Origin of the sequence: Cupriavidus neocaledonicus (assembly GCF_000372525.1) — a bacterium.
Taxonomy (GTDB): domain Bacteria; phylum Pseudomonadota; class Gammaproteobacteria; order Burkholderiales; family Burkholderiaceae; genus Cupriavidus; species Cupriavidus neocaledonicus.
In genome coordinates, this window is sequence record NZ_AQUR01000089.1 from 1 (window position 1) to 18,914 (window position 18,914).

16 protein-coding genes and 1 riboswitch are annotated in these 18,914 nt (G+C 67.5%); of the genes, 5 read left to right on the forward strand and 11 right to left on the reverse strand.

Annotated features, from left to right (window positions below; translation table 11 throughout):
• From A3AG_RS0110755 to A3AG_RS0110765, 3 genes are all read right to left on the reverse strand, one after another.
• Nucleotides 1-527: polysaccharide deacetylase family protein (locus tag A3AG_RS0110755; protein WP_018005403.1), on the reverse strand; the 527-nt coding region annotated here is incomplete at its 3' end.
• 123 nt (nt 528-650) lie between these two features.
• Nucleotides 651-2,057, reverse strand: a complete 1,407-nt coding sequence (locus A3AG_RS0110760) for a nucleobase:cation symporter-2 family protein (protein ID WP_018005404.1) — start codon at nt 2,055-2,057, stop codon at nt 651-653.
• A gap of 170 nt (nt 2,058-2,227) precedes the next feature.
• Complete coding sequence (locus A3AG_RS0110765) at nt 2,228-3,016, reverse strand: GntR family transcriptional regulator (RefSeq protein ID WP_018005405.1); 789 nt, start codon at nt 3,014-3,016, stop codon at nt 2,228-2,230.
• 298 nt (nt 3,017-3,314) lie between these two features.
• Between A3AG_RS0110765 and uraH the strand changes: the two genes are divergently transcribed.
• Nucleotides 3,315-3,668, forward strand: coding sequence for a hydroxyisourate hydrolase (gene uraH / locus A3AG_RS0110770; protein ID WP_012352291.1), 354 nt, complete (start codon nt 3,315-3,317; stop codon nt 3,666-3,668).
• A 31-nt stretch (nt 3,669-3,699) separates the two neighbouring features.
• The gene (locus tag A3AG_RS0110775; protein WP_018005406.1) at nt 3,700-4,905 is read left to right on the forward strand and encodes a urate hydroxylase PuuD; all 1,206 of its coding nucleotides are present in this window, start codon (nt 3,700-3,702) and stop codon (nt 4,903-4,905) included.
• A gap of 165 nt (nt 4,906-5,070) precedes the next feature.
• Here A3AG_RS0110775 and A3AG_RS0110780 read toward each other — a convergent pair whose 3' ends face one another.
• The 7 genes from A3AG_RS0110780 to xdhA form a co-directional block, all read right to left on the reverse strand.
• Nucleotides 5,071-5,646 carry a TMEM165/GDT1 family protein gene (locus A3AG_RS0110780; protein ID WP_026164100.1) on the reverse strand — a complete coding sequence of 192 codons (576 nt, stop codon included), beginning with the start codon at nt 5,644-5,646 and terminating at the stop codon, nt 5,071-5,073.
• Between the two features lie 27 nt (nt 5,647-5,673).
• A riboswitch (yybP-ykoY riboswitch) is annotated at nt 5,674-5,910 on the reverse strand.
• A gap of 49 nt (nt 5,911-5,959) precedes the next feature.
• Nucleotides 5,960-7,132, reverse strand: a complete 1,173-nt coding sequence (locus A3AG_RS0110785; RefSeq protein ID WP_018005408.1) for a fatty acid desaturase — start codon at nt 7,130-7,132, stop codon at nt 5,960-5,962.
• A gap of 187 nt (nt 7,133-7,319) precedes the next feature.
• Entirely contained in the window at nt 7,320-8,642 is a 1,323-nt protein-coding gene (gene guaD, locus A3AG_RS0110790) for a guanine deaminase (RefSeq protein WP_018005409.1), read from the reverse strand.
• A 76-nt stretch (nt 8,643-8,718) separates the two neighbouring features.
• On the reverse strand, nt 8,719-9,774 hold the full coding sequence (locus A3AG_RS0110795; protein WP_018005410.1) for an adenosine deaminase: 1,056 nt from the start codon (nt 9,772-9,774) through the stop codon (nt 8,719-8,721).
• Between the two features lie 55 nt (nt 9,775-9,829).
• The gene (gene xdhC, locus A3AG_RS0110800; protein ID WP_018005411.1) at nt 9,830-10,819 is read right to left on the reverse strand and encodes a xanthine dehydrogenase accessory protein XdhC; all 990 of its coding nucleotides are present in this window, start codon (nt 10,817-10,819) and stop codon (nt 9,830-9,832) included.
• A gap of 155 nt (nt 10,820-10,974) precedes the next feature.
• Complete coding sequence (gene xdhB / locus A3AG_RS0110805) at nt 10,975-13,335, reverse strand: xanthine dehydrogenase molybdopterin binding subunit (protein ID WP_018005412.1); 2,361 nt, start codon at nt 13,333-13,335, stop codon at nt 10,975-10,977.
• Nucleotides 13,336-13,361: 26 nt separating this feature from the next.
• Nucleotides 13,362-14,864 carry a xanthine dehydrogenase small subunit gene (xdhA, locus tag A3AG_RS0110810; protein WP_018005413.1) on the reverse strand — a complete coding sequence of 501 codons (1,503 nt, stop codon included), beginning with the start codon at nt 14,862-14,864 and terminating at the stop codon, nt 13,362-13,364.
• 219 nt (nt 14,865-15,083) lie between these two features.
• On the opposite strand from xdhA, the gene A3AG_RS0110815 reads away from it, so the two are divergent.
• Complete coding sequence (locus A3AG_RS0110815; protein WP_010809162.1) at nt 15,084-16,031, forward strand: LysR substrate-binding domain-containing protein; 948 nt, start codon at nt 15,084-15,086, stop codon at nt 16,029-16,031.
• Nucleotides 16,032-16,055: 24 nt separating this feature from the next.
• Here A3AG_RS0110815 and A3AG_RS0110820 read toward each other — a convergent pair whose 3' ends face one another.
• On the reverse strand, nt 16,056-16,877 hold the full coding sequence (locus A3AG_RS0110820) for an ABC transporter substrate-binding protein (protein WP_018005414.1): 822 nt from the start codon (nt 16,875-16,877) through the stop codon (nt 16,056-16,058).
• A 144-nt stretch (nt 16,878-17,021) separates the two neighbouring features.
• Between A3AG_RS0110820 and A3AG_RS0110825 the strand changes: the two genes are divergently transcribed.
• Together A3AG_RS0110825 and A3AG_RS0110830 are read left to right on the forward strand one after the other, a co-directional pair.
• Nucleotides 17,022-18,119 carry a substrate-binding domain-containing protein gene (locus A3AG_RS0110825; RefSeq protein ID WP_018005415.1) on the forward strand — a complete coding sequence of 366 codons (1,098 nt, stop codon included), beginning with the start codon at nt 17,022-17,024 and terminating at the stop codon, nt 18,117-18,119.
• Between the two features lie 151 nt (nt 18,120-18,270).
• On the forward strand, nt 18,271-18,870 hold the full coding sequence (locus A3AG_RS0110830; protein ID WP_018005416.1) for a DUF4126 domain-containing protein: 600 nt from the start codon (nt 18,271-18,273) through the stop codon (nt 18,868-18,870).
• Nucleotides 18,871-18,914: the final 44 nt, after the last annotated feature.

Sequence of the window (18,914 nt, forward strand, 5' to 3'; positions counted from 1 at the left end):
ACCAGGCGGCGCGTGTTGGGGCTGTCGCGGCCGGTGTACCAGCCCAGCGGCAGCTCGCCGGTCAGGTCCTTGATGATCTGCATGCCGATGCGCATGTGCTCGCGCTCGGTGGCTTCGTCGATGTTCTGGTAGTGGATCCAGCGCCAGCCGTGGCAGGCGATCTCGTGGCCCAGNTCGACGAAGGCGCGNGTCAGTTCCGGATGGCGCTGCAGCGCCATCGACACGCCGAAGATGGTCAGCGGCAGGCCGCGCTTTTCGAACTCGCGCAGGATGCGCCAGACGCCGGCGCGCGCGCCGTATTCGTAGATGCCCTCCATGCTCATGTGGCGGTCGGGGTAGGCCGCGGCGCCGACGATCTCGGACAGGAACTGCTCGGAAGCGGCGTCGCCGTGCAGCACGCAGTTCTCGCCGCCTTCTTCGTAGTTGAGCACGAACTGCAGCGCGACGCGCGCGCCGCCCGGCCAGCGGGCGTGCGGCGGGCGGGCGCCATAACCGATGAGATCGCGTGGATAGTTATCGTTTGTCATGTGTCGTTGCTTGCTTCAGGAAACCACCCGGCACCGCCGTCCCGCCGCAGGCGCCGACCGTCATGCAATGAGCATGCCAGTGGTGCCGGCGGCGGTGCCGGCCCTGCGTTGCCGGTACTTCGATTACTCGGTGCCGTGCGAGTTGGCCGCGGCGTTGCGCATGGCCTCTTCGCGCGACTGGATGCCGTTGTAGAACAGGTTCAGCGCCACCGCGACGATGGTGCCGAGCACGATGCCGCTGTGGGTGAACGGGCTGGTCCACTTGGGCAGGTACTGGAAGAACGTCGGCGCCAGCGTCGGGATCATGCCGAAGCCGATCGAGATGGCGACGATGAAGAGGTTGTGGCGGTTGCGGTTGAAGTCGCACGAACCCAGGATGCGGATGCCGGTGGCGGCGACCATGCCGAACATCACGATGCCGGCGCCGCCTAGCACGAACTGCGGCACCGAGGCCACCACGTGGGCCATCTTGGGGAACAGGCCGAAGGCGATCAGGATGATGCCGCCCGCTGCCGCGACGTAGCGCGAGCGCACGCCGGTGACCGTCACCAGGCCCACATTCTGCGAGAACGAGGTGTAGGGGAAGGTGTTGAAGATGCCGCCGATCACCGTGCCCAGGCCGTCGGCGCGAAGGCCGCGGGTCAGGTCGTCGTTGCTCAGCTTCTTGCCGGTGATGTCCGACAGCGCCAGGAACATGCCGGTCGACTCCACCAGCGTGATCAGCATGACGATGCACATCGACAGGATCGCGGTCACTTCGAAGGTCGGCATGCCGAAGTGCAGCGGCGTGATGACGGCGACGAAGCTGGCTTCGTCCAGGCCTTCGAACGACACCTTGCCCATGCCCATCGCCACCAGCGTGCCGATGATGATGCCGAGCAGCACCGCGCAGTTGGCGACCAGGCCGCGGCCGTACTTGGTCAGCAGCAGGATGGTCACCAGCGTTAGCCCGGCGATGCCGAGGTTGGTCAGGTCACCGTAGGCGAGGTTGGGCACTTCCTTGGCCACGCCGTCGATCACCGCGCGCGTGGTGGGCTGGCCGCCGGCCGCCCAGTTGATGCCGACGCGCATCAGCGACACGCCGATCAGCGTGATCACCGTGCCGGTCACCACCGGCGGGAACAGGCCGAGCATGCGCCCCATCATCGGCGAGATCAGGATGCCGAAGATCCCTGACGCGATCACCGCGCCATAGATGCCGAGCAGGCCGACATTGGGATCGGTGCCGATGGCGATCATCGGCGCCACCGAGGCGAAGGTCACGCCCATCATCACCGGCAGGCGAATGCCGAACTTCCAGAAGCCGATGGCCTGGATCAGCGTGGCCAGGCCGGCGGCGAACAGGTCGGCGTTGATCAGGAAGGCCAGCTGGTCCTTGGGCAGCTTGAGCGCGCCACCCACGATCAGTGGCACGGCAACCGTGCCGGCGTACATCACCAGAACGTGCTGCAACCCGAGCGCGAGCAGGCGCCCGGAAGGCAAACGCTCGTTGGTGAGGTCCGTCGGGACCGTGGTGCTTGCGGAATTCATTGGTGCGTCTCCTCTCCTTTGGTTTGATGGGAACGCCACGTCCGTGCCGGCAGTTTGGTCGGTGTTGTTATGGGCTCGCCGTCGCCGCGCTCTCGTTTGCACTGCCTGGGCGCGGTACTGACGACGGGCCTGCTGCCTTCTTCTTGCGGGGGCGTGACGGGAACACCGTGCTAGGTGGAGCGGCCCAGCACGCTGCGAAGATCGAAGCTGCCCGGTTCGTCCGGCTGCACGCGGTCGGCGCAGGCGCCAAGGTGGTGCGCCATGCGCGACTGGGCCAGTGCGGCGTTGCCCTGTTCGAGGGCGTCGAGGATTTCTTCATGCTCGTCGAACGAGCAGGCGTTGTTGCCCGGCGCTTCCACGCTGGCGATCATCAGCGTGGTGCGCGACACCAGGCGGCGCATCATGTTGACCAGCAGCGCATTGCCCGACAGTTCCGCCAGCGCGGTGTGGAACTCGGCGGACAGGCGGATCCACTTGGGACGGTCGTGCGTCAGGAAGGCCTGGCGCTCGTCGGCCACCATCTTGCGCAGCGGCGCGATCACGGCCTTGACGTCGGGCATGGCGGCGAGCTTTTCGAGTACCGCGCGCTCCAGCATCTGGCGCAGCTCGAACATGTCGTGCGCTTCGTCGGTCGACGGGCTGGCGATGAAGGCGCCGCGGTTGGGCTCCAGGTCGACCATGCCGTCGGCAGCCAGGTGCGACAGCACCTTGCGCACGGTGTGGCGCGCGGTGGCATAGATTTCGCAAAGCGAATGCTCGGTGAGCTTGGTGCGCGGCGGCAGCCGGTGCTCCATGATCGCGTCGTAGATCTCGTGGTACATGCGCTCCTCGACCGAGCCCTTGCGCGCGGGCTTGGCGGGCTTGCCCGGGATCTCGGTCGGCTCGCCGGGCTCGTGGCGGGCCTTGGATTCGGCCTTGGATTCGGCGTTGGCGGCAATCAGCTTCAGGCTCTTGGACATCGTGGCACCGGCAGGTCAGGCAGGGCACCGTAAATCCTGGGTATCAGGGTACGGTGATCCAAAAATTGTTGACAATTATTTGGTTACGGCCTCAATATTGTCAACAAAACCAACTCAGGTTTTCGACAACTCAGGGAAATCCCTGAATTGCCAACGGGGAAGTGCTGGCGCATTGTCGCCACGCACCAACCCAGCGCCGGGATGCGTTACCAGACGTACCGAGCGGGCACCATCCCACACATGGTGCTAGTGAAGGCAGCGGCGCCCCTCACAACCCAATCGCAAAAGGACAAATACGATGGGACGCTTGACCACCCATGTTCTCGACACCGCTGCCGGCACGCCCGGGCAGGGCATGTCGATTACTCTCCATAAAATTGTCGACAATCGTCGCGAAACCCTCAAAACCGTGGTCACCAACCACGACGGCCGCTGCGACCAGCCGCTGCTGGAAGGCGCCGACCTCGCCGCGGGCGTGTACGAGCTGGAATTCGCCGCCGGCGACTACTTCCGCGCCCAGGGTGTGAAGCTGCCCGAGCCGGCCTTCCTGGACGTGGTGCCGCTGCGCTTCGGCATTGCCGACGTCAACGCGCACTATCACGTGCCCCTCCTGGTTTCGCCCTGGTCGTACTCGACCTACCGCGGCAGCTGAAGCGGTGGCATAGGGAAACAGGAGACAAGACATGGAAGGCTATATCCTCGACTGGGCCAATATGCTGCTGCGGTGGGTGCACGTCATCACCGCCATCGCATGGATCGGCTCTTCGTTCTATTTCGTATGGCTGGACAACAGCCTGACCAAGCCCACCGCGCCCGACCTGAAGGAGAAGGGTGTCGACGGCGAGCTGTGGGCGGTGCACGGCGGCGGCTTCTACAACCCGCAGAAGTACCTGACCGCGCCCAAGCAGTTGCCGGAGAACCTGCACTGGTTCTACTGGGAGTCGTATTCGACCTGGATGAGCGGCTTTGCGCTGCTGGTGGTGCTGTACCTGTTCAACGCCAGCACGTTCCTGATCGACAAGAACGTGTTCGACATGTCGCCCGGCGCGGCGGTCGGCTTTGCGGTGTCGTACCTGCTGATCGGCTGGATCGTCTATGACAGCATCTGCCGCCTGTTCAACAAGAACGACCGCCTGGTCGGCATCCTGGTGGCGATCTACATCGCCGCCGCCGCCTACGTCGCGTGCCATATCTTCTCGGGCCGCGCGGCGTTCCTGCTGACCGGCGCGATGATCGCGACCATCATGAGCGCGAACGTGCTGGCGTGGATCATCCCGGGCCAGCGCAAGGTGGTGGCGGCACTGAAGGCCGGCCAGCCGGTGGACCCGATCCACGGCAAGCGCGGCAAGCAGCGCAGCGTGCACAACACCTACTTCACGCTGCCGGTGCTGTTCGCGATGCTGTCGAACCACTACAGCATGACCTACGCCCACAAGTACAACTGGGTGGTGCTGATCCTGATCATGCTGTCCGGCGTGCTGATCCGCCAGTTCTTCATCCTGAAGCACAAGGGCAAGATCAACGTGCTATGGCCTGCCGCCGGCGTCGCCGCGCTGGCCGTGGTCGCGGTCATGATCGCGCCGCAGCCGCGCCCGGCCGTGGCCAAGGCCGATGGCGAGGCAGCCGCGACGGTCAGCTTCGCCAAGGTGCAGGAAGTGATGAACGCACGATGCGTGCAGTGCCACGCCGAGCAGCCGAAGATGATGCCGACCGCGGCCAAGGGCATCAAGCTCGAGACGCCCGAGGACATCAAGGCCCACGCCCAGCTGATCTACCAGCAGGCGGTGCAGCAGAAGGCGATGCCGCTGGGCAACGTGACGCAGATCACCGACGACGAACGCGCGCTGCTGGGGCAGTGGTTCGAAGGCGGTGCCAAGACTACGAATTGACGGTTCTGAACTGAGAAGCATTGGGGCTGGCTCTTGCCGAGCCAGTCCGCGAAATCCGAGCATCGGTGATCGACGGTCCGGAGGGTTGTGCGGTTTGCAGCCGTCAGTACCGGACCGGCGAGGGTTTGAACGGGGCCTTGTGCCCCGTTTTTTTTTGTCTGGCGCTTATCCGCCAATATTCAGCAGCGCCAGCACGCCCAGCACCAGGAAGATGCCGGCGGCAACCTTGTGCACCAGGCCGATCGGCATCCTGTTGGCGAACCGGTCGCCCAGCAATACGGCCGGTGCGTTGGCGATCATCATGCCGAAGGTCGTCCCCATGACCACCGCCAGCACCGCGTCGCTGAAGCGCGCCGCCAGCGCCACCGTGGCGATCTGGGTCTTGTCACCCATTTCGGCAAAGAAGAAGGCGACGAGGGTGGTGCCGAGGATGCCGATGAAGCCCTTGACGGGCTTGGCCTGCTCGGCATCGTCGAACTTGTCGGGGATCAGCATCCACGCGGCCATCGCGATAAAGCCCAGGCCCAGGATCCAGCGCAGCAGGCTTTCGCCGACCACGTGCGTGATCCAGCCGCCGAGCGCGCCGGCGAAGCCGTGGTTGAACAGCGTGGCGATCAGGATGCCGAGGATGATGGGCACCGGCTTGCGGTAGCGCGCGGCCAGCACCAGCGACAGCAGTTGCGTCTTGTCGCCCATTTCTGCGAGGGCGACGATGCCTGTGGAGACGAGGAAGGCTTCCATATTGGTCTTGTGGGGTAACCGGGCCGCAATGCATCGCGAGATGCCAATGACACAACCCTTTCCCGGCCCGGCCAGAAAGGGTTGGTCATCGGTCTCGCCAGGCATGGACGCTGCCCGGGCCGGTCTGGCCAGGCGGGTCCCGAGCTGCGCACGCCATAACCGCAAGCGGTCAAGTCTGTTGACGTACGCCCCTGTCCCCCGGAGTCCGCATTGCGCGGCGCGGTGAGAGCAGGGCGGCTACTCCCCAATGGAAGCGGCGATTATAACCGCGGCGGCGGTGGCGCGTCCACCGCCGCCGCGGCCGGCACGGCGATCAGGCCGGTACCGGGGCGTTCTCGCTGGTCTGGCGGCCGCGGAAATCGGTCCAGCACAGCGCCTTGAAGTCATAGAGCTTGCAGCGGCGGGCCGTGTCGAAATACCAGCGCCACGAGAAGTTCTCGATGATGATGCGGCCCGGCAGTGCGTGCTCAAGCAGTGCCTGCGCGCGCTTGAGGCGGTACAGCGGCACGCTCATGTCGACGTGGTGCGCGGTGTGTTCCATGATGTGGTGCAGCGCCGCGCCGATGCCATGGCGGAAGCGCAGGTGCACGGTGGTCGAGACGAAGGGCTGGGCCCTGGCCCACATCGCCTTGGTGTCGTACCAGGCGACGCTGGTGTGGGTATGGTGCACGTACAGCACGAAGCCGACGGTGATGTTCCACACCAGGAAGGGCAGCACGAAGCCTGCGCCGACCAGCATCGACACCGACTGCTGCGTTGCCAGCGCCAGGCCAACCAGCGCGCCGATCCAGGCCAGCCCGAACGCGGCCACCAGCACGCAGTCGCCGGTGAAGATCGGGCGGCGCGTGGCCATCTGGCGCTTGCTGGGGAAGAACAGCTTGCACCACCAGATCTCGACCAGGTAATACAGGCCCGGGCCGAAGCCGGTGCGGTAGATGCGCTCCATCACGCGGCGCCAGCGCGGCAGCGCGTTGAATTCCTCGAGCGAATACGGCGCCCAGACGAAGTCGAAGCCCTTCAGGTTGGTGTAGCCATGGTGCACCACGTTATGGCCGACTTCCCACAGGCTGTACGGCGTCAGCGACGGCAGGAAGGTCAGCCGGCCCAGCCACTTGTTCAGGCCACGGCGCGGGGTCAGGCTCTGGTGGCAGGCATCGTGGCCGATGATAAACAGGCGCGCGATCACCAGCCCCGCCAGCACCCCCAGCGCCAGCTTGGCAGCCCAGTGCGGCGCCAGCACCACGCCGGCCAGCACGGCGCCGAACAGCAGGTAGTCGAACCCGAACAGCATCAGCGCGCGCGGCGTGCTGCGCTGGCCCAGCGGGATCAGCCAGCCGCGGATGATCTTGCGCGACGGCAGCGGCGCGTCCGGCGCGATCGGTTCGGGCAGCGGCGCCTGGTGCGGGGCATGGGCGCGTGCGCCGGCATGCGCCCGGGCGTGCCCGGCGGCGGGCTCGACGGATTGAGCGGATTGATATGCGGTCATGCAGAACCTTCTGATTGCGGTCGATGGATATCGGTGCGCGGCAAGGCAGAGTGGCCGCGGCGGAACCGCAAGGTTAGAAGGCTTTGTCGAAGGCAGTCTTGACGGTCGTCAAGCCGGTGAGACGGCGGAAGCGGTAAGGGCGCGCCCGCCGCGGGCGCGGCGGGCCACGAGTGGGAGGTGTGGCGGATCAGGCTGCCGGGACGCTGGCCGGCTCGCCCATCACGTAGACGCTGTCGATGACGCGGTCGTCGCCCAGCATGGCAAAGGCGAACAGCTCTTCTTCCAGCGTTTCCGAGCGGTTGCTGCGGCGTGCGATCAGCGGCGTGGCCCTGGGGTCGAGCACGATGAAGTCGGCCTCGCAGCCTTCGCTGAAGCTGCCGACGCGGCCGGTCCAGCCCAGCGCCTCCGCCGCGGCGCGGGTGGCGAGGTAGAACATGCGCAGCGCGGTCAGGTAGTAGCCGCCCATGCGCGCCACCTTGTGCGCGGCGTTCATGGTGCGGAACATCGAGAACGAGGTGCCGCCGCCCACGTCGGTGGCCAGCGTGACGTTCAGGCGGTTGGCATCGGACTGGTGGAAGTCATAGAAGCCGCTGCCCAGGAACAGGTTGGAGGTAGGGCAGTGCGCCACCGCGGCGCCGCTGTCGGCCAGCCGGCGGCGGTCATCCTGGTCCAGGTAGATGGCGTGGCCGTACATCGCGCCGGGGCGCAGCAGGCCGTAGCGGTCGTAGACGTCGAGGTAGCTGCGTGCGTCCGGGAACAGCTCGGCCACCCACTTGACCTCGTCGCGGTTCTCGGCCACGTGGGTCTGGATAAAGGCGTCCGGGTAGGCGCGCGCCAGTTCGCCGCAGGCGGCCAGCTGCGCCTCGGTCGAGGTCGGCGCGAAGCGCGGCGTGATCGCGTACGACAGCCGTCCCTTGTTATGCCAGCGCGACAGCAAGTCGGCGGAATCCCGGGCGCCGCTTTCGGCGGTGTCGCGCAGGAATTCGGGGCAGTTGCGGTCCATCATCACCTTGCCGGTGACCATGCGCAGGTTGCGGGCCTCGCTTTCGGCAAAGAGCGCGTCGGCCGAGGCCTTGTGCACCGTGCTCCAGACTACGGCGCTGGTGGTGCCGTTGCGCAGCAGTTCCTCGGTGAAGAAGCCGGCCACGCCGCGCGCGTAGTCGGGGTCGGCGAAGCGGCGCTCTTCGGGGAAGGTGTAGGTGTCGAGCCAGTGCAGCAGGCCCGGTGACGGCGACGCGATCATGTCGGTCTGCGGGAAGTGCACGTGGGTGTCGATAAAGCCGGGCACGATCAGCTTGCCGCGATGGTCGACGACCTCGGCGCCGGCTGGGATGCGCGCGGCCAGCTGCGCGTAGTCGCCGGCGGCCGCGATATGCCCGTCGGTGACGATCAGCACCCCGTCATCCCAATACTGATACGCGTCCTCATGGAATTGCGGGTCGCGCAGGAAATGCAGCACGCGGCCGCGGATGGCGCGGGTACGGGAGTCAGTGGTGGGGCGGGTCGTCATGGTTTGTCTCTCGTGGCCGGCCCGCGCGGCACCGCATGGTGCAAGCTGCAGGCCGGTCTATTGGCATGCGCCGGGTTCAGGCCGCGGGGGCCGTCGCGGGCGGGGACTTGGGCGGAGCGGACCAGAAGTGGTCGACCTCCGCCAGGAACTCGGCCTTCTGCATGGCAGGCAGGAAGGCCGCTTCAAAACTGTTGCGGGCCAGCTTGTGCGCGTCGGCCGCGTCCAGCGGCAGCGCGTCGAAGGTGGCTTCCCAGTTCGCATTCATATAGCCTCCGAAGTAGGCCGGGTCGTCCGAATGCAGCGTGATCGCCACGCCCGCGTCCAGCATGCGCTTGAGCGGGTGGTCGCACAGGTCGGGGTAGACCTTGAGCTTGACGTTCGACAGCGGGCACACCGTCAGCGCCACGCGCTCGCGCGCCAGGCGCTCGACCAGCGCGGCGTCGTCAATGGCGCGCACGCCGTGGTCGATGCGCTCGGCCTTGAGGATGTCGAGCGCATCGGTCACGTATTGCGCCGGACCTTCCTCGCCCGCGTGCGCCACCAGGTGCAGGCCAAGCTCGCGCGCCCGCGCGAACACACGCGCGAATTTCTCCGGCGGGTTGCCTTTTTCCGACGAATCGAGCCCGACGCCGACAAAACGGTCGCGATAGGGCAGCGCCGCGTCCAGCGTGGCAAACGCGTCCTCCTCCGACAAATGGCGCAGGAAGCACAGGATCAGGCTGCTGGAGAAGTCGTACTCGGTGCGCGCCTGCGCCAGCGCATCGGCAATGCCGTCGATCACCACGCCGATCGGCACGCCGCGTGCGGTATGGGTCTGCGGATCGAAGAAGATCTCGGCGTGGCGGACGTTGTCGGCGACGGCGCGCTTGACGTAGTCCATGGTCATGTCGAAGAAATCTTCCTCCGTCAGCAGCACGCTGGCGCCGGCGTAGTAGATGTCCAGGAACGACTGCAGGTCGGTGAAGGCATAGGCGGCGCGCAGCGCGTCGACGCTGGGGTAGGGCAGCGCCACCTGGTTGCGCTGCGCCAGCCGGAAGATCAGTTCCGGCTCAAGCGTGCCTTCGATATGCACATGCAGTTCGGCCTTGGGGGTGCGGCGGATCTGTTCCGCGAGCGCGGCATCGATGGTCATGGGGGCCTCGTTTCTGGGCTTTTCTGCGCCGTCCGGCAGCGCCGGCGGCACGGGTTCAGGGATGCACCGTCTCCGTACGGCCCGCACGCAGCGCGGCAAGGCGCTGTTCGCGGACCTGGAGCAGCTGGGCGACGATGGCAACCGCAATCATAGCCGGAGCCTTGTCGGTGATCCCGGGAACCCCCATGGGGCATGTCATTTCCGCAAACCGGGCCGGGTCGATGCCGTGCTCGGCCATGCGGTGTTCAAAGCGCGCGCGCTTGGTCTTGGAGCCGATCAGGCCGAAGTAGGCGAAATCGGTGCGCTTGAGGATTTCCTCGCACAGGGTCTGGTCGAGCGCATGGCTGTGCGTCATCACCAGGAAGTAGCTGCCCGCGGGCGCCTGCGCCACCACCGCCTCGGGCGTGTCGCTGGCCTCGGCCTCGACGTTGTCGGGCAGGCCGGCCGGGAACAGCGTGTCGCGCTCGTCGACCCAGTGCACGCGGCACGGCAGCGTGGCCAGCACCTTGACCAGCGCATGGCCGACGTGGCCGGCGCCGAACAGCACCACGTGCATGGTGTCGGGCACCAGCGTGTCGGTCCAGCTGCCGTCCGCTTCCAGCTCCACGCCGGCGAGCACCGCGCGGCTGTCGCCAAAGGTCACCGCGCCGCTGGCCGGCACCCGGCGCTGCAGCGCGCGCTGCGCGGCGAAATTGCGCTCGACCGCATCGAGCCAGGCCAGGTCGGCCTGGCCCAGCACTTCGAAGGCGAGCTGCACCACGCCGCCGCAGCACTGCCCCAGCGCCGGGCCCAGCGGAATGCGCTCGATCCGGCGCGGCTCGCCGCGCACCAGCATCTCGCGGGCGATGTCCATGCCGCGCCATTCCAGGTGGCCGCCGCCGATGGTGCCGACCAGGTCGTCGGCGCCGACCAGCATGCGGATGCCGGCCTCGCGCGGCGCCGAGCCCTTGACCTCGACGATGGTGACCATCGCCACCGGCACGCCGGCACGCACCATGCGGGCGGCGTCGGCGAAGCGGAAGGGTTTGAGCGGTGCGTCCTGCATGGTCGGGGGCCTTGTGGTGATGCGTGGTACTGCTTGTTCAATCGCTTGCGTCAGTGGTGGCGCGCGCCTGCTTCTGCCACCGGCCCCTCGCCTGTCAATGCAGTCGAGGGGGGAAAGTCCGGGGCGTCCGCAGGCACGCGCTTCCTTGCCACCGTTCAGGCTGCCTGCGCAGCCTCTTGCGCCGCCGCCGCGCGCACGGCGTCCGCGGCGTCGAGGATCGCCTCGCTGGTGGCCGGAGCCTTCAGCGGCGGGTTGATGCGGTAGTCGCCCAGCGCGGCCACGGCGTCGCGGATCGCGAAGAACACCGAGAACGGCAGCAGCAGCGGCGGCTCGCCCACCGCCTTGGAGCGGTGGATGCTGTCCTCGACGTTGCGGTTCTGGAACAGGCGCACGTTGAAGGCTTCCGGGCAGTCATTGACCGTCGGGATCTTGTAGGTGGACGGGGCGTGCGTCATCAGCTTGCCGTCCTTGTTCCACCACAGTTCCTCGGTGGTCAGCCAGCCCATGCCCTGGATAAAGGCGCCCTCGACCTGGCCGATATCGATCGCCGGGTTCAGCGAGCGGCCGGCGTCGTGCAGCGCGTCGGCGCGCAGCAGCTTCCATTCGCCGGTGAGCGTGTCCACCAGCACCTCGGAGCACGCGGCGCCGTAGGCGAAGTAGTAGAACGGGCGGCCCTGCAGCGCCTTCTGGTCCCAGTGCAGCTTGGGCGTGGTGTAGAAGCCGTCGGACCACAGCTGCACGCGTGCCACGTAGGCTTCGCGCGCCAGCTCGCCGAACGACAGGCGCAGCTCGCCGGCGCTGACCAGGTCGTCGTTGAAGCGCACCTCGGACGGCGCCACGCCGGCCTTGCGCGCGGCAAACGCGGCCAGGCGCTCGCGGATCTGGCGCGCGGCGTCCTGCGCGGCCTTGCCGTTCAGGTCGGCGCCGGTCGAGGCCGCGGTGGCCGAGGTATTGGCCACCTTGCTGGTATCGGTCGCGGTCACGCGCACGCGTTCCATGCGGATGCCGAGTTCGTGCGCCACCACCATCGCCACCTTGGTGTTCAGGCCCTGGCCCATTTCGGTGCCGCCGTGGTTCACCAGCACCGAACCGTCGTTGTAGACGTGCACCAGCGCGCCGGCCTGGTTGTAGTGCGCCACGTTGAACGAGATGCCGAACTTCACCGGGGTGATGGCGATGCCTTTCTTCAGCACCGGGCTGGTGGCGTTGAACGCGCGCGTGGCGTCGCGGCGGGCGCGGTATTCGCTGCTGGCCACCAGTTCGTCGATCAGCTCGTGGATGACGTTGTCTTCCACGGTCTGGCCGTAGGGCGTGACGTTGTTCTCGGTCTTGCCGTAGAAGTTGGCGCGGCGCACGTCGAGCGAATCCCTGCCGACCGTGCGGGCGATATTGTCCAGGATGTACTCGACCGCGAACGCGCCCTGCGGGCCGCCGAAGCCGCGGAAGGCGGTGTTGCTCTGCGTGTTGGTCTTGCCGCAGTAGCCGTAGATCTGCACGTTCGGCAACCAGTAGGCGTTGTCGAAGTGGCAGATGGCGCGGGTCATCACCGGCCCCGACAGGTCCGCCGAGAAGCCGGCGCGCGACACCATCTCGACCTTGACGCCTTCGATATGGCCGTCGTCGTCGTGGCCGACGCTGTAGTCGAAGACGAAGTCATGGCGCTTGCCGGTGATCATCATGTCGTCGTCGCGGTCCGGGCGCAGCTTGACCGGGCACATCAGCTTCCACGCCGCCAGCGCGGCGCAGCAGGCGAACAACGCCGACTGCGATTCCTTGCCGCCGAAGCCGCCGCCCATGCGGCGGCACTCGACCAGCACCTGGTGCGCATGCCAGCCCAGCATATGCGCGACCGCGTGCTGCATCTCGGTCGGGTGCTGGGTCGAGCACCACACGTGCATGCCGTCGTTCTCGCGCGGCGCCGCGTACGAGATCTGGCCTTCGAGATAGAACTGCTCCTGGCCGCCCAGGTGGATCGTGCCGCTGTCCTGGTGGGCCGCGCCGGCGATGCGCGCGACCGGTTCGCCGCGCGTCAGGTGCATCGGCGGCAGCACGTAACTGCCGGCCTCGTGCGCGGCCTGCGGCGAAAGCACCGGCGGCAGGTCTTCGTAGTCGATCACGCCGAGGCGGGCGGCGCGGCGGGCGGCGTCATGCGAGGTCGCCACCACGATAAAGACCGGCTGGCCGACGAACTGCACCACGCCACGCGCGAGGATGGGGTCGTCATGGATGATCGGGCCGCAGTCGTTGGTGCCGGGGATGTCGTCCACCGTCAGCACGTCGACCACGCCGGGCGCGGCCCGCACCTTGTCGAGCGCGACCGACTTGATGCGCGCGTGCGCGCGCGTGCTCATGCCGAGCGCGGCGTGCAGCGTGCCGGCCAGCTCGGGGATGTCGTCGGTGTAGGTCGCGGTGCCGGCCACATGCAGGTGGGCGGATTCGTGCGGACGCGAGATGCCGACCTGCGGTACCTGTTCGGCGGCGGCGTCGAGCAGGAAGGGTTCGGTTTGCTTGTTCATGCCGATTTCGTTCCTTGTTCTCCGGCTCAGGCCGTGGCGGTTTCGTTGATGCCGGCGCCAGGGGCGCGGACATTGACGGCTGCGGCGGGCAGCGCGTCGGCGTTGGTTTCCAGCCAGAACCGGTACAGCAGGTTGGCGGCACCGCGGCTGCGGTACGACGCGGTCGCGCGCATGTCGGTGAGCGGCGTGTAGTCCTGCGCCAGCGCGGCCATGCCGGCGCGGGCGGTGGCCTCGTTCCACGGCTGGCCGGTCAGCGCCGCCTCGGTCGCGGCGGCGCGCTTGGGCGTCGCGGCCATGCCGCCGAAGGCGATGCGGGCCTGCGTGACGATGCCGTCCTGCACGGTGATGCCGAACGCGGCGCACACGGCGGAAATATCCTCGTCAAAGCGTTTGGACAGCTTGTAGGTGCGGAAGTGCTGCGGGCCGGCCACCGGCACGCGCAGCGCGGCGACGAACTCGCCCGGCTGCATCGCGGTCTTCTGGTACGCCAGGTACAGGTCTTCCAGCGGCAGTGTGCGGCGCGTCTCGCCGTGCTGCAGCACCACTTCGGCGCCCAGCGCGATCAGCGCCGGCATCGAGTCGCCGATGGGCGAGCCATTGGCGATATTGCCGCCGAGCGTGCCGGCGTTGCGGATCGGCAGCGAGGCAAAGCGCTTCCACAGTTCTTCCAGCTCCGGATGCGCGGCGTTGAGTGCGGCGTAGGCCTTTTCCAGCGTCACCGCGGCGCCGACCTCGATCATGCCGTCGCGTTGCTCGACCTGGTTCAGGTCCTCGACCTGGCCCACGTAGAGCAGGTTGCCCAGCTCGCGGAACTGCTTGGTGACCCACAGGCCGACGTCGGTGCTGCCCGCAAGGATGCGGATATCGGGCTGCGCCGCCTTGATCGCGCCGAATTCGGCCGCGGTGCGCGGGGCGAGGAACTCCTGGCCCTGGGCGCGGTAGCGGAAGGTTTCGCCGCGCTTGAGATTGCGCAGCGTGTCGGCGATCTGGCGCGGGTCGAGCTTGTCCGCGCTGGGCGCGGGCAGGGCCATCATCCGTTCGCCGGCATCGATGATCGGGCGGTAGCCGGTGCAGCGGCACAGGTTGCCGGTGAGCGCGTCGCAGATGGTCTGGCGCGACGGCGCCGCGCCGCCCGGCGTGTGCTGCTGGTACAGCGCCCACAGCGACATCACGAAGCCGGGGGTGCAGAAGCCGCACTGCGAGCCGTGGCACTCGACCATGGCCTCCTGCACCGGGTGCAGGTTGCCGTCGGCCTGGCGCAGGTCCTCGACCGTGATCAGGGCCTTGCCGTCGAGCGTGGGCAGGAACTGGATGCAGGCGTTGACTGCCTTGAATTCGACGTCGCCGCCGTCCTGCAGCTCGCCGATCACGACGGTGCAGGCGCCGCAGTCGCCTTCGGCACAGCCTTCCTTGGTGCCGGTGCAGCGGGCGTCTTCACGCAGGTACTGCAGCACGGTGCGGGTAATGGGGGCGTCGGATACTTCCTTGACCTGGCCGCGATGGAAAAAGCGGATGGTTTGCGTCTCCATGGTCTTCTCTCTCTTGGGGATGGCGGAAACATAGCATCGCTACGTTTCATGCAATATTCGACCCAGGTGATATGCGCCATCAGCGGGCACGCCGGTCGGTGCCCGGCCGCACTGAGCGGCATGCGGATTTGACCGATTGTGGGCTGCCTGTCATACACTATGCGCCGTTCCCATCCCCCACGCCACCCATCCTGCCCCCGCCGGAGGGCCGCCATCGCCATGCACGGACGCGACCATCTCGATACCTATTTGCTGCGGGTGCTCCACACCCTGCTCACCGAGCAGAGCGTGACCCGCACCGCCGTGCGCCTGGGCCAGTCGCAGCCCGCCATCAGCAATACCCTGAAGCGCCTGCGCGAGATTACCGGCGACGCCATTTTGGTGCGGGGCAAAAACGGCATGGTGCCGACCGAGCGCGGCCGCGAGCTGCTGGCGCTGGCCGAGCAGAGCCTGGCGGCGATGGACCGCATCGCGCGGCCGCCGCAGCAGTTCGACCCGGCCACCACCACGCGCACCTTCCACCTCGGCGCTCCCGACTACCTGGACGCCTTCTTCCTGCCCAATATCGTCGAGCGCGTGCGCCGGCTGGCGCCAGGCGCCAAGCTGTTCGTGCACCCGATGACGTCGTCGTCGGACTTCCTCGACGACCTCGAGCAGGGACAGCTCGATATCGTGGTCGGCAACTGGCTGTCGCCGCCGGAACACCTGCATATCTCGCCGCTGTTCGACGACGAGGTGGTGTGCATGCTGGGCGCGCAGCACCCGCTGGCGCGCAAGGGGCTGACGCTCAAGCACTACCTGGAAATGCCGCACCTGGCCCCTGCGCCCTATGCGTCGATGCAGCGCAGTATGATCGACCAGGCGCTTGCCGAGCAGGGCTACAAGCGCAATATCCAGGTCACGCTGCCGTACTTCGGCCTGGTGCCGTATGTGCTGATGAAGACCGACATGGTCTTCACCACCGGCCGGCAGTTTGCCGCGCACTACGCGCAATACCTGCCGATCCGCATGGTGCCGTCGCCGGTGTCGTTCCCGCGCATGCGTTTCTACCAGCTCTGGCACGAGCGCTGCCATGCCGCGCCCGACGTGATGTGGATCCGGCGCATGATCGCCGAGGTGGCGGCGGATCTGCCCCAGTTGCCCCGGCTCGAGGCCGAGGCGGGTTGAGCCGGGACGAGCGCGGTCGCGACGCTACTTTGCGTGGGCGGTGGGGAAGAACAGCTGTTCACCCTCCACCTTGTACCCCGCGATCGCGTCCTGTCCTTCCCGTGACGTGATCCAGTCCACCAGCTTCATCGCATCCTTGTAGTTGGTGCCCGGATGCCTGGCCGGGTTGACCGCGATGATTCCGTACGGGTTGAACATCTTCGGATCGCCCTCGATGGCGACCGCCAGCCCGGTCTTGGCGCGGTAGGCGCCGTAGGTGGCACGGTCCGACAGCGTATAGGCCGGCATCTGCGCCGCCATGGTCAGAACCTCGCCCATGCCCAGGCCGGCGTTGACGTACCACGACTGGCCCTTGGGCTCGATCCCGAGCTGCTTCCAGTAGTCCTTTTCCATCACGTCGGTGCCGGAATTGTCGCCGCGCGAGATGAACTTGCTGCCGCTGGCGGCAAGCTTGCGCAAGCCGGCCAGCACGTCCTTGCCGCCCTTGACCCCAGCCGGATCGCTGGCCGGCCCGACCACGATGAAATCGTTGTACATGACGTCGCGCCGGTTGACGCCGTAGCCGGCGGCGACGAAGGCGTCTTCCATCTTGCGCGCGTGCACGAGCAGCGCGTCGACATCGCCCATCTCGCCCATCTTCATGGCCTTGCCCGAGCCCACGGCGATGACTTTCACCGTGACGCCCGATTTCTGCTCGAAGCGCGGCAGCAGGTACTTCAGCAGGCCTGAGTTCTCGGTGCTTGTCGTGGTGGCCAGCTTCAGCTCGCCGGCCTGCGCGACCGACAGCAGGCCGACGCAGAGCAGCGGCGCGACCAGGTGGCGCCAGGGCAGGTCATGGCGGGACATGGGCTATCTCCTCGATATTATGTTCTTACGGACATAATTGATTTTGCCTTCCGCTCTCAGCGAGAATGCGGCAAAACAACATAAGAATGGGGTATTCATTGTGGTCCAGCCCAGATCGACAAGTAAATATGTAGCGGAGAACCTATGAGCTTCCGCTTCGACCTGTTTCCGGTGATCGCCCCGGACGACAATCCGCGTGCCAATGCCAAGGTATTCCAGCTGCTCAAGGCGGTGCGCGAAACCGGATCGCTGCACCGCGCCGCGAGCGAGATCGGGCTGTCGTACCGCCATGCCTGGGGGGTGATGCGGTCGTGGGAAGAGATGCTTGGCCGCAGCATGCTGGATATGGAGCGCGGGCGCGGGGCCTCGCTGACGCGCTTCGGCGAGCGCCTGCTGCGCGCCGAGCTGCGCCTGCGCGAGTCGATCGAGCCGGCGGTGCAGCGTGCCCTGGCCGAGTTCATTGCCGAGCTCGACGACGCCCAGCAGCCGCAGTCGTGCGTGCATTTCACCGGCAGTCATGACCCGGCGGTGGAAGTGCTGGCCGCGGCGCTGGGCGCGGCGGGAAGTCCGCTGCAGCTCGACACGGTTTTCTGCGGCAGCGTGGAAGGGCTGATCTGCCTGCAGGAGCGCCAGTCGGAGCTGGCCGGGTTCTATGTCTCGCCGGTGCAGACCGCGGGCTCGGTGGCGCACGTGACCTTGCGCAAATGGCTGCGGCCAGGCGCCGTGCGGCTGCTGCGGCTGGCGTGGCGCGAGCAGGGCCTGATCCTGGCGCCGGAGCTGGCGCGCGAGGTGCACGACCTGCGCGGCCTGGCGCGCAGCCAGGCGCGCTTCGTCAACCGGCAGCGCAGTTCGGGCACGCGCATGCTGTTCGACCAGCTGCTGGCCGCCGAGGGCCTGTATCCCGACCTGGTCAACGGCTACGACGAGACCGAGTTCAGCAATGAAAAAGTGGCGGAAGCCGTGCACAGCGGCCGCGCCCAGGCCGGTTTCGGGCTGCGCATGAACGCCGAGGCCCACGGCCTGGCGTTCGTGCCGCTGACGCGCGAAGCTTATTACCTGGCACTGCGCAAGAACGACCAGACCGCCGGCTGGATGGCCGCGCTGCTGGCCTTGCTGGCCGATCCGGCCTTTGCCCGGCGCATCGAGGCGCTGCCCGGCTATGCCATGGCCGAGCCGGCAGGCATCCTGACGCCGCAGGAGGCGCTGCCGTGGTTCGGCCCGGACGGCAAGGAGGGCAGCTGAGCGCCGGCCGGCCCGTCTCAGGCCGGTCCGCCCGGTCCGCCCGATCCGCCCGGTCCGCTCGGTCCGCTCGGTCCGCCTGGTCCGTATTACACTCCCTGCCAAAGGCACGCCGGTTTATGCCGCGCAGCGCCGGACCCTTGCAAGGAGCGCCATGCTGGAAACCGCCGCGCTGGCCGCGGGCATGTCCTGGGCCAGCGGATTTCGCCTGTATCTGGCCGTACTGGCCGCCGGGGTGCTGGCGCGGCTGGGCTGGCTGGAACTGCCGCCGGGGCTGCAGCCGCTGGAGTCCTGGTGGGTGATCGGCGTGGCCGCGGGCCTGGCCGTGGCCGAGTTCGTCGCCGACAAGGTGCCGGCCTTCGACACCGTCTGGGACGGCATTCATACCTTCATCCGCATTCCGGCCGGGGCGATCCTGGCGGCCGCCGCGTTCGGCCAGCTGGATCCGCAATGGGTGGTGGCCGCGGGGCTGATCGGCGGCACCCTGGCCGGCACCGCGCACGCGGTCAAGGCCGGCACGCGCGCGCTGATCAACGTGTCGCCGGAACCGTTTTCCAACTGGACGGCCTCATTCACTGAAGACCTGACCGCGACCGGCAGCCTGCTGCTGGCGTTCTTCGTGCCGGCGCTGTTTCTGGTGCTGCTGGCGGTGTTCCTGCTGGGCGCGGTGTGGCTGCTGCCGAAGTTGTGGCGCGGAGTGCGTCGCCTCCACGCCAGCGTGCGCGGCGGGGCCCGGCGCGACGCGCCGCGGTAGCGCCGCGGCCGTTCCTGCCAGCTTTTTTTTGCATTGCCCGACTG

Bases quoted from the DNA above. Each gene is read 5' to 3' on its own strand.
- guaD (WP_018005409.1), bottom strand. From the start codon at position 8,642: ATGACGACCCGCCCCACCACTGACTCCCGTACCCGCGCCATCCGCGGC.
- A3AG_RS0110780 (WP_026164100.1), bottom strand. From the start codon at position 5,646: ATGGAAGCCTTCCTCGTCTCCACAGGCATCGTCGCCCTCGCAGAAATG.
- A3AG_RS0110785 (WP_018005408.1), bottom strand. From the start codon at position 7,132: ATGACCGCATATCAATCCGCTCAATCCGTCGAGCCCGCCGCCGGGCAC.
- xdhC (WP_018005411.1), bottom strand. From the start codon at position 10,819: ATGCAGGACGCACCGCTCAAACCCTTCCGCTTCGCCGACGCCGCCCGC.
- A3AG_RS0110765 (WP_018005405.1), bottom strand. From the start codon at position 3,016: ATGTCCAAGAGCCTGAAGCTGATTGCCGCCAACGCCGAATCCAAGGCC.
- A3AG_RS0110760 (WP_018005404.1), bottom strand. From the start codon at position 2,057: ATGAATTCCGCAAGCACCACGGTCCCGACGGACCTCACCAACGAGCGT.
- A3AG_RS0110820 (WP_018005414.1), bottom strand. From the start codon at position 16,877: ATGTCCCGCCATGACCTGCCCTGGCGCCACCTGGTCGCGCCGCTGCTC.
- A3AG_RS0110825 (WP_018005415.1), top strand. From the start codon at position 17,022: ATGAGCTTCCGCTTCGACCTGTTTCCGGTGATCGCCCCGGACGACAAT.
- xdhA (WP_018005413.1), bottom strand. From the start codon at position 14,864: ATGGAGACGCAAACCATCCGCTTTTTCCATCGCGGCCAGGTCAAGGAA.
- xdhB (WP_018005412.1), bottom strand. From the start codon at position 13,335: ATGAACAAGCAAACCGAACCCTTCCTGCTCGACGCCGCCGCCGAACAG.
- uraH (WP_012352291.1), top strand. From the start codon at position 3,315: ATGGGACGCTTGACCACCCATGTTCTCGACACCGCTGCCGGCACGCCC.
- A3AG_RS0110830 (WP_018005416.1), top strand. From the start codon at position 18,271: ATGCTGGAAACCGCCGCGCTGGCCGCGGGCATGTCCTGGGCCAGCGGA.
- A3AG_RS0110815 (WP_010809162.1), top strand. From the start codon at position 15,084: ATGCACGGACGCGACCATCTCGATACCTATTTGCTGCGGGTGCTCCAC.
- A3AG_RS0110795 (WP_018005410.1), bottom strand. From the start codon at position 9,774: ATGACCATCGATGCCGCGCTCGCGGAACAGATCCGCCGCACCCCCAAG.
- A3AG_RS0110775 (WP_018005406.1), top strand. From the start codon at position 3,700: ATGGAAGGCTATATCCTCGACTGGGCCAATATGCTGCTGCGGTGGGTG.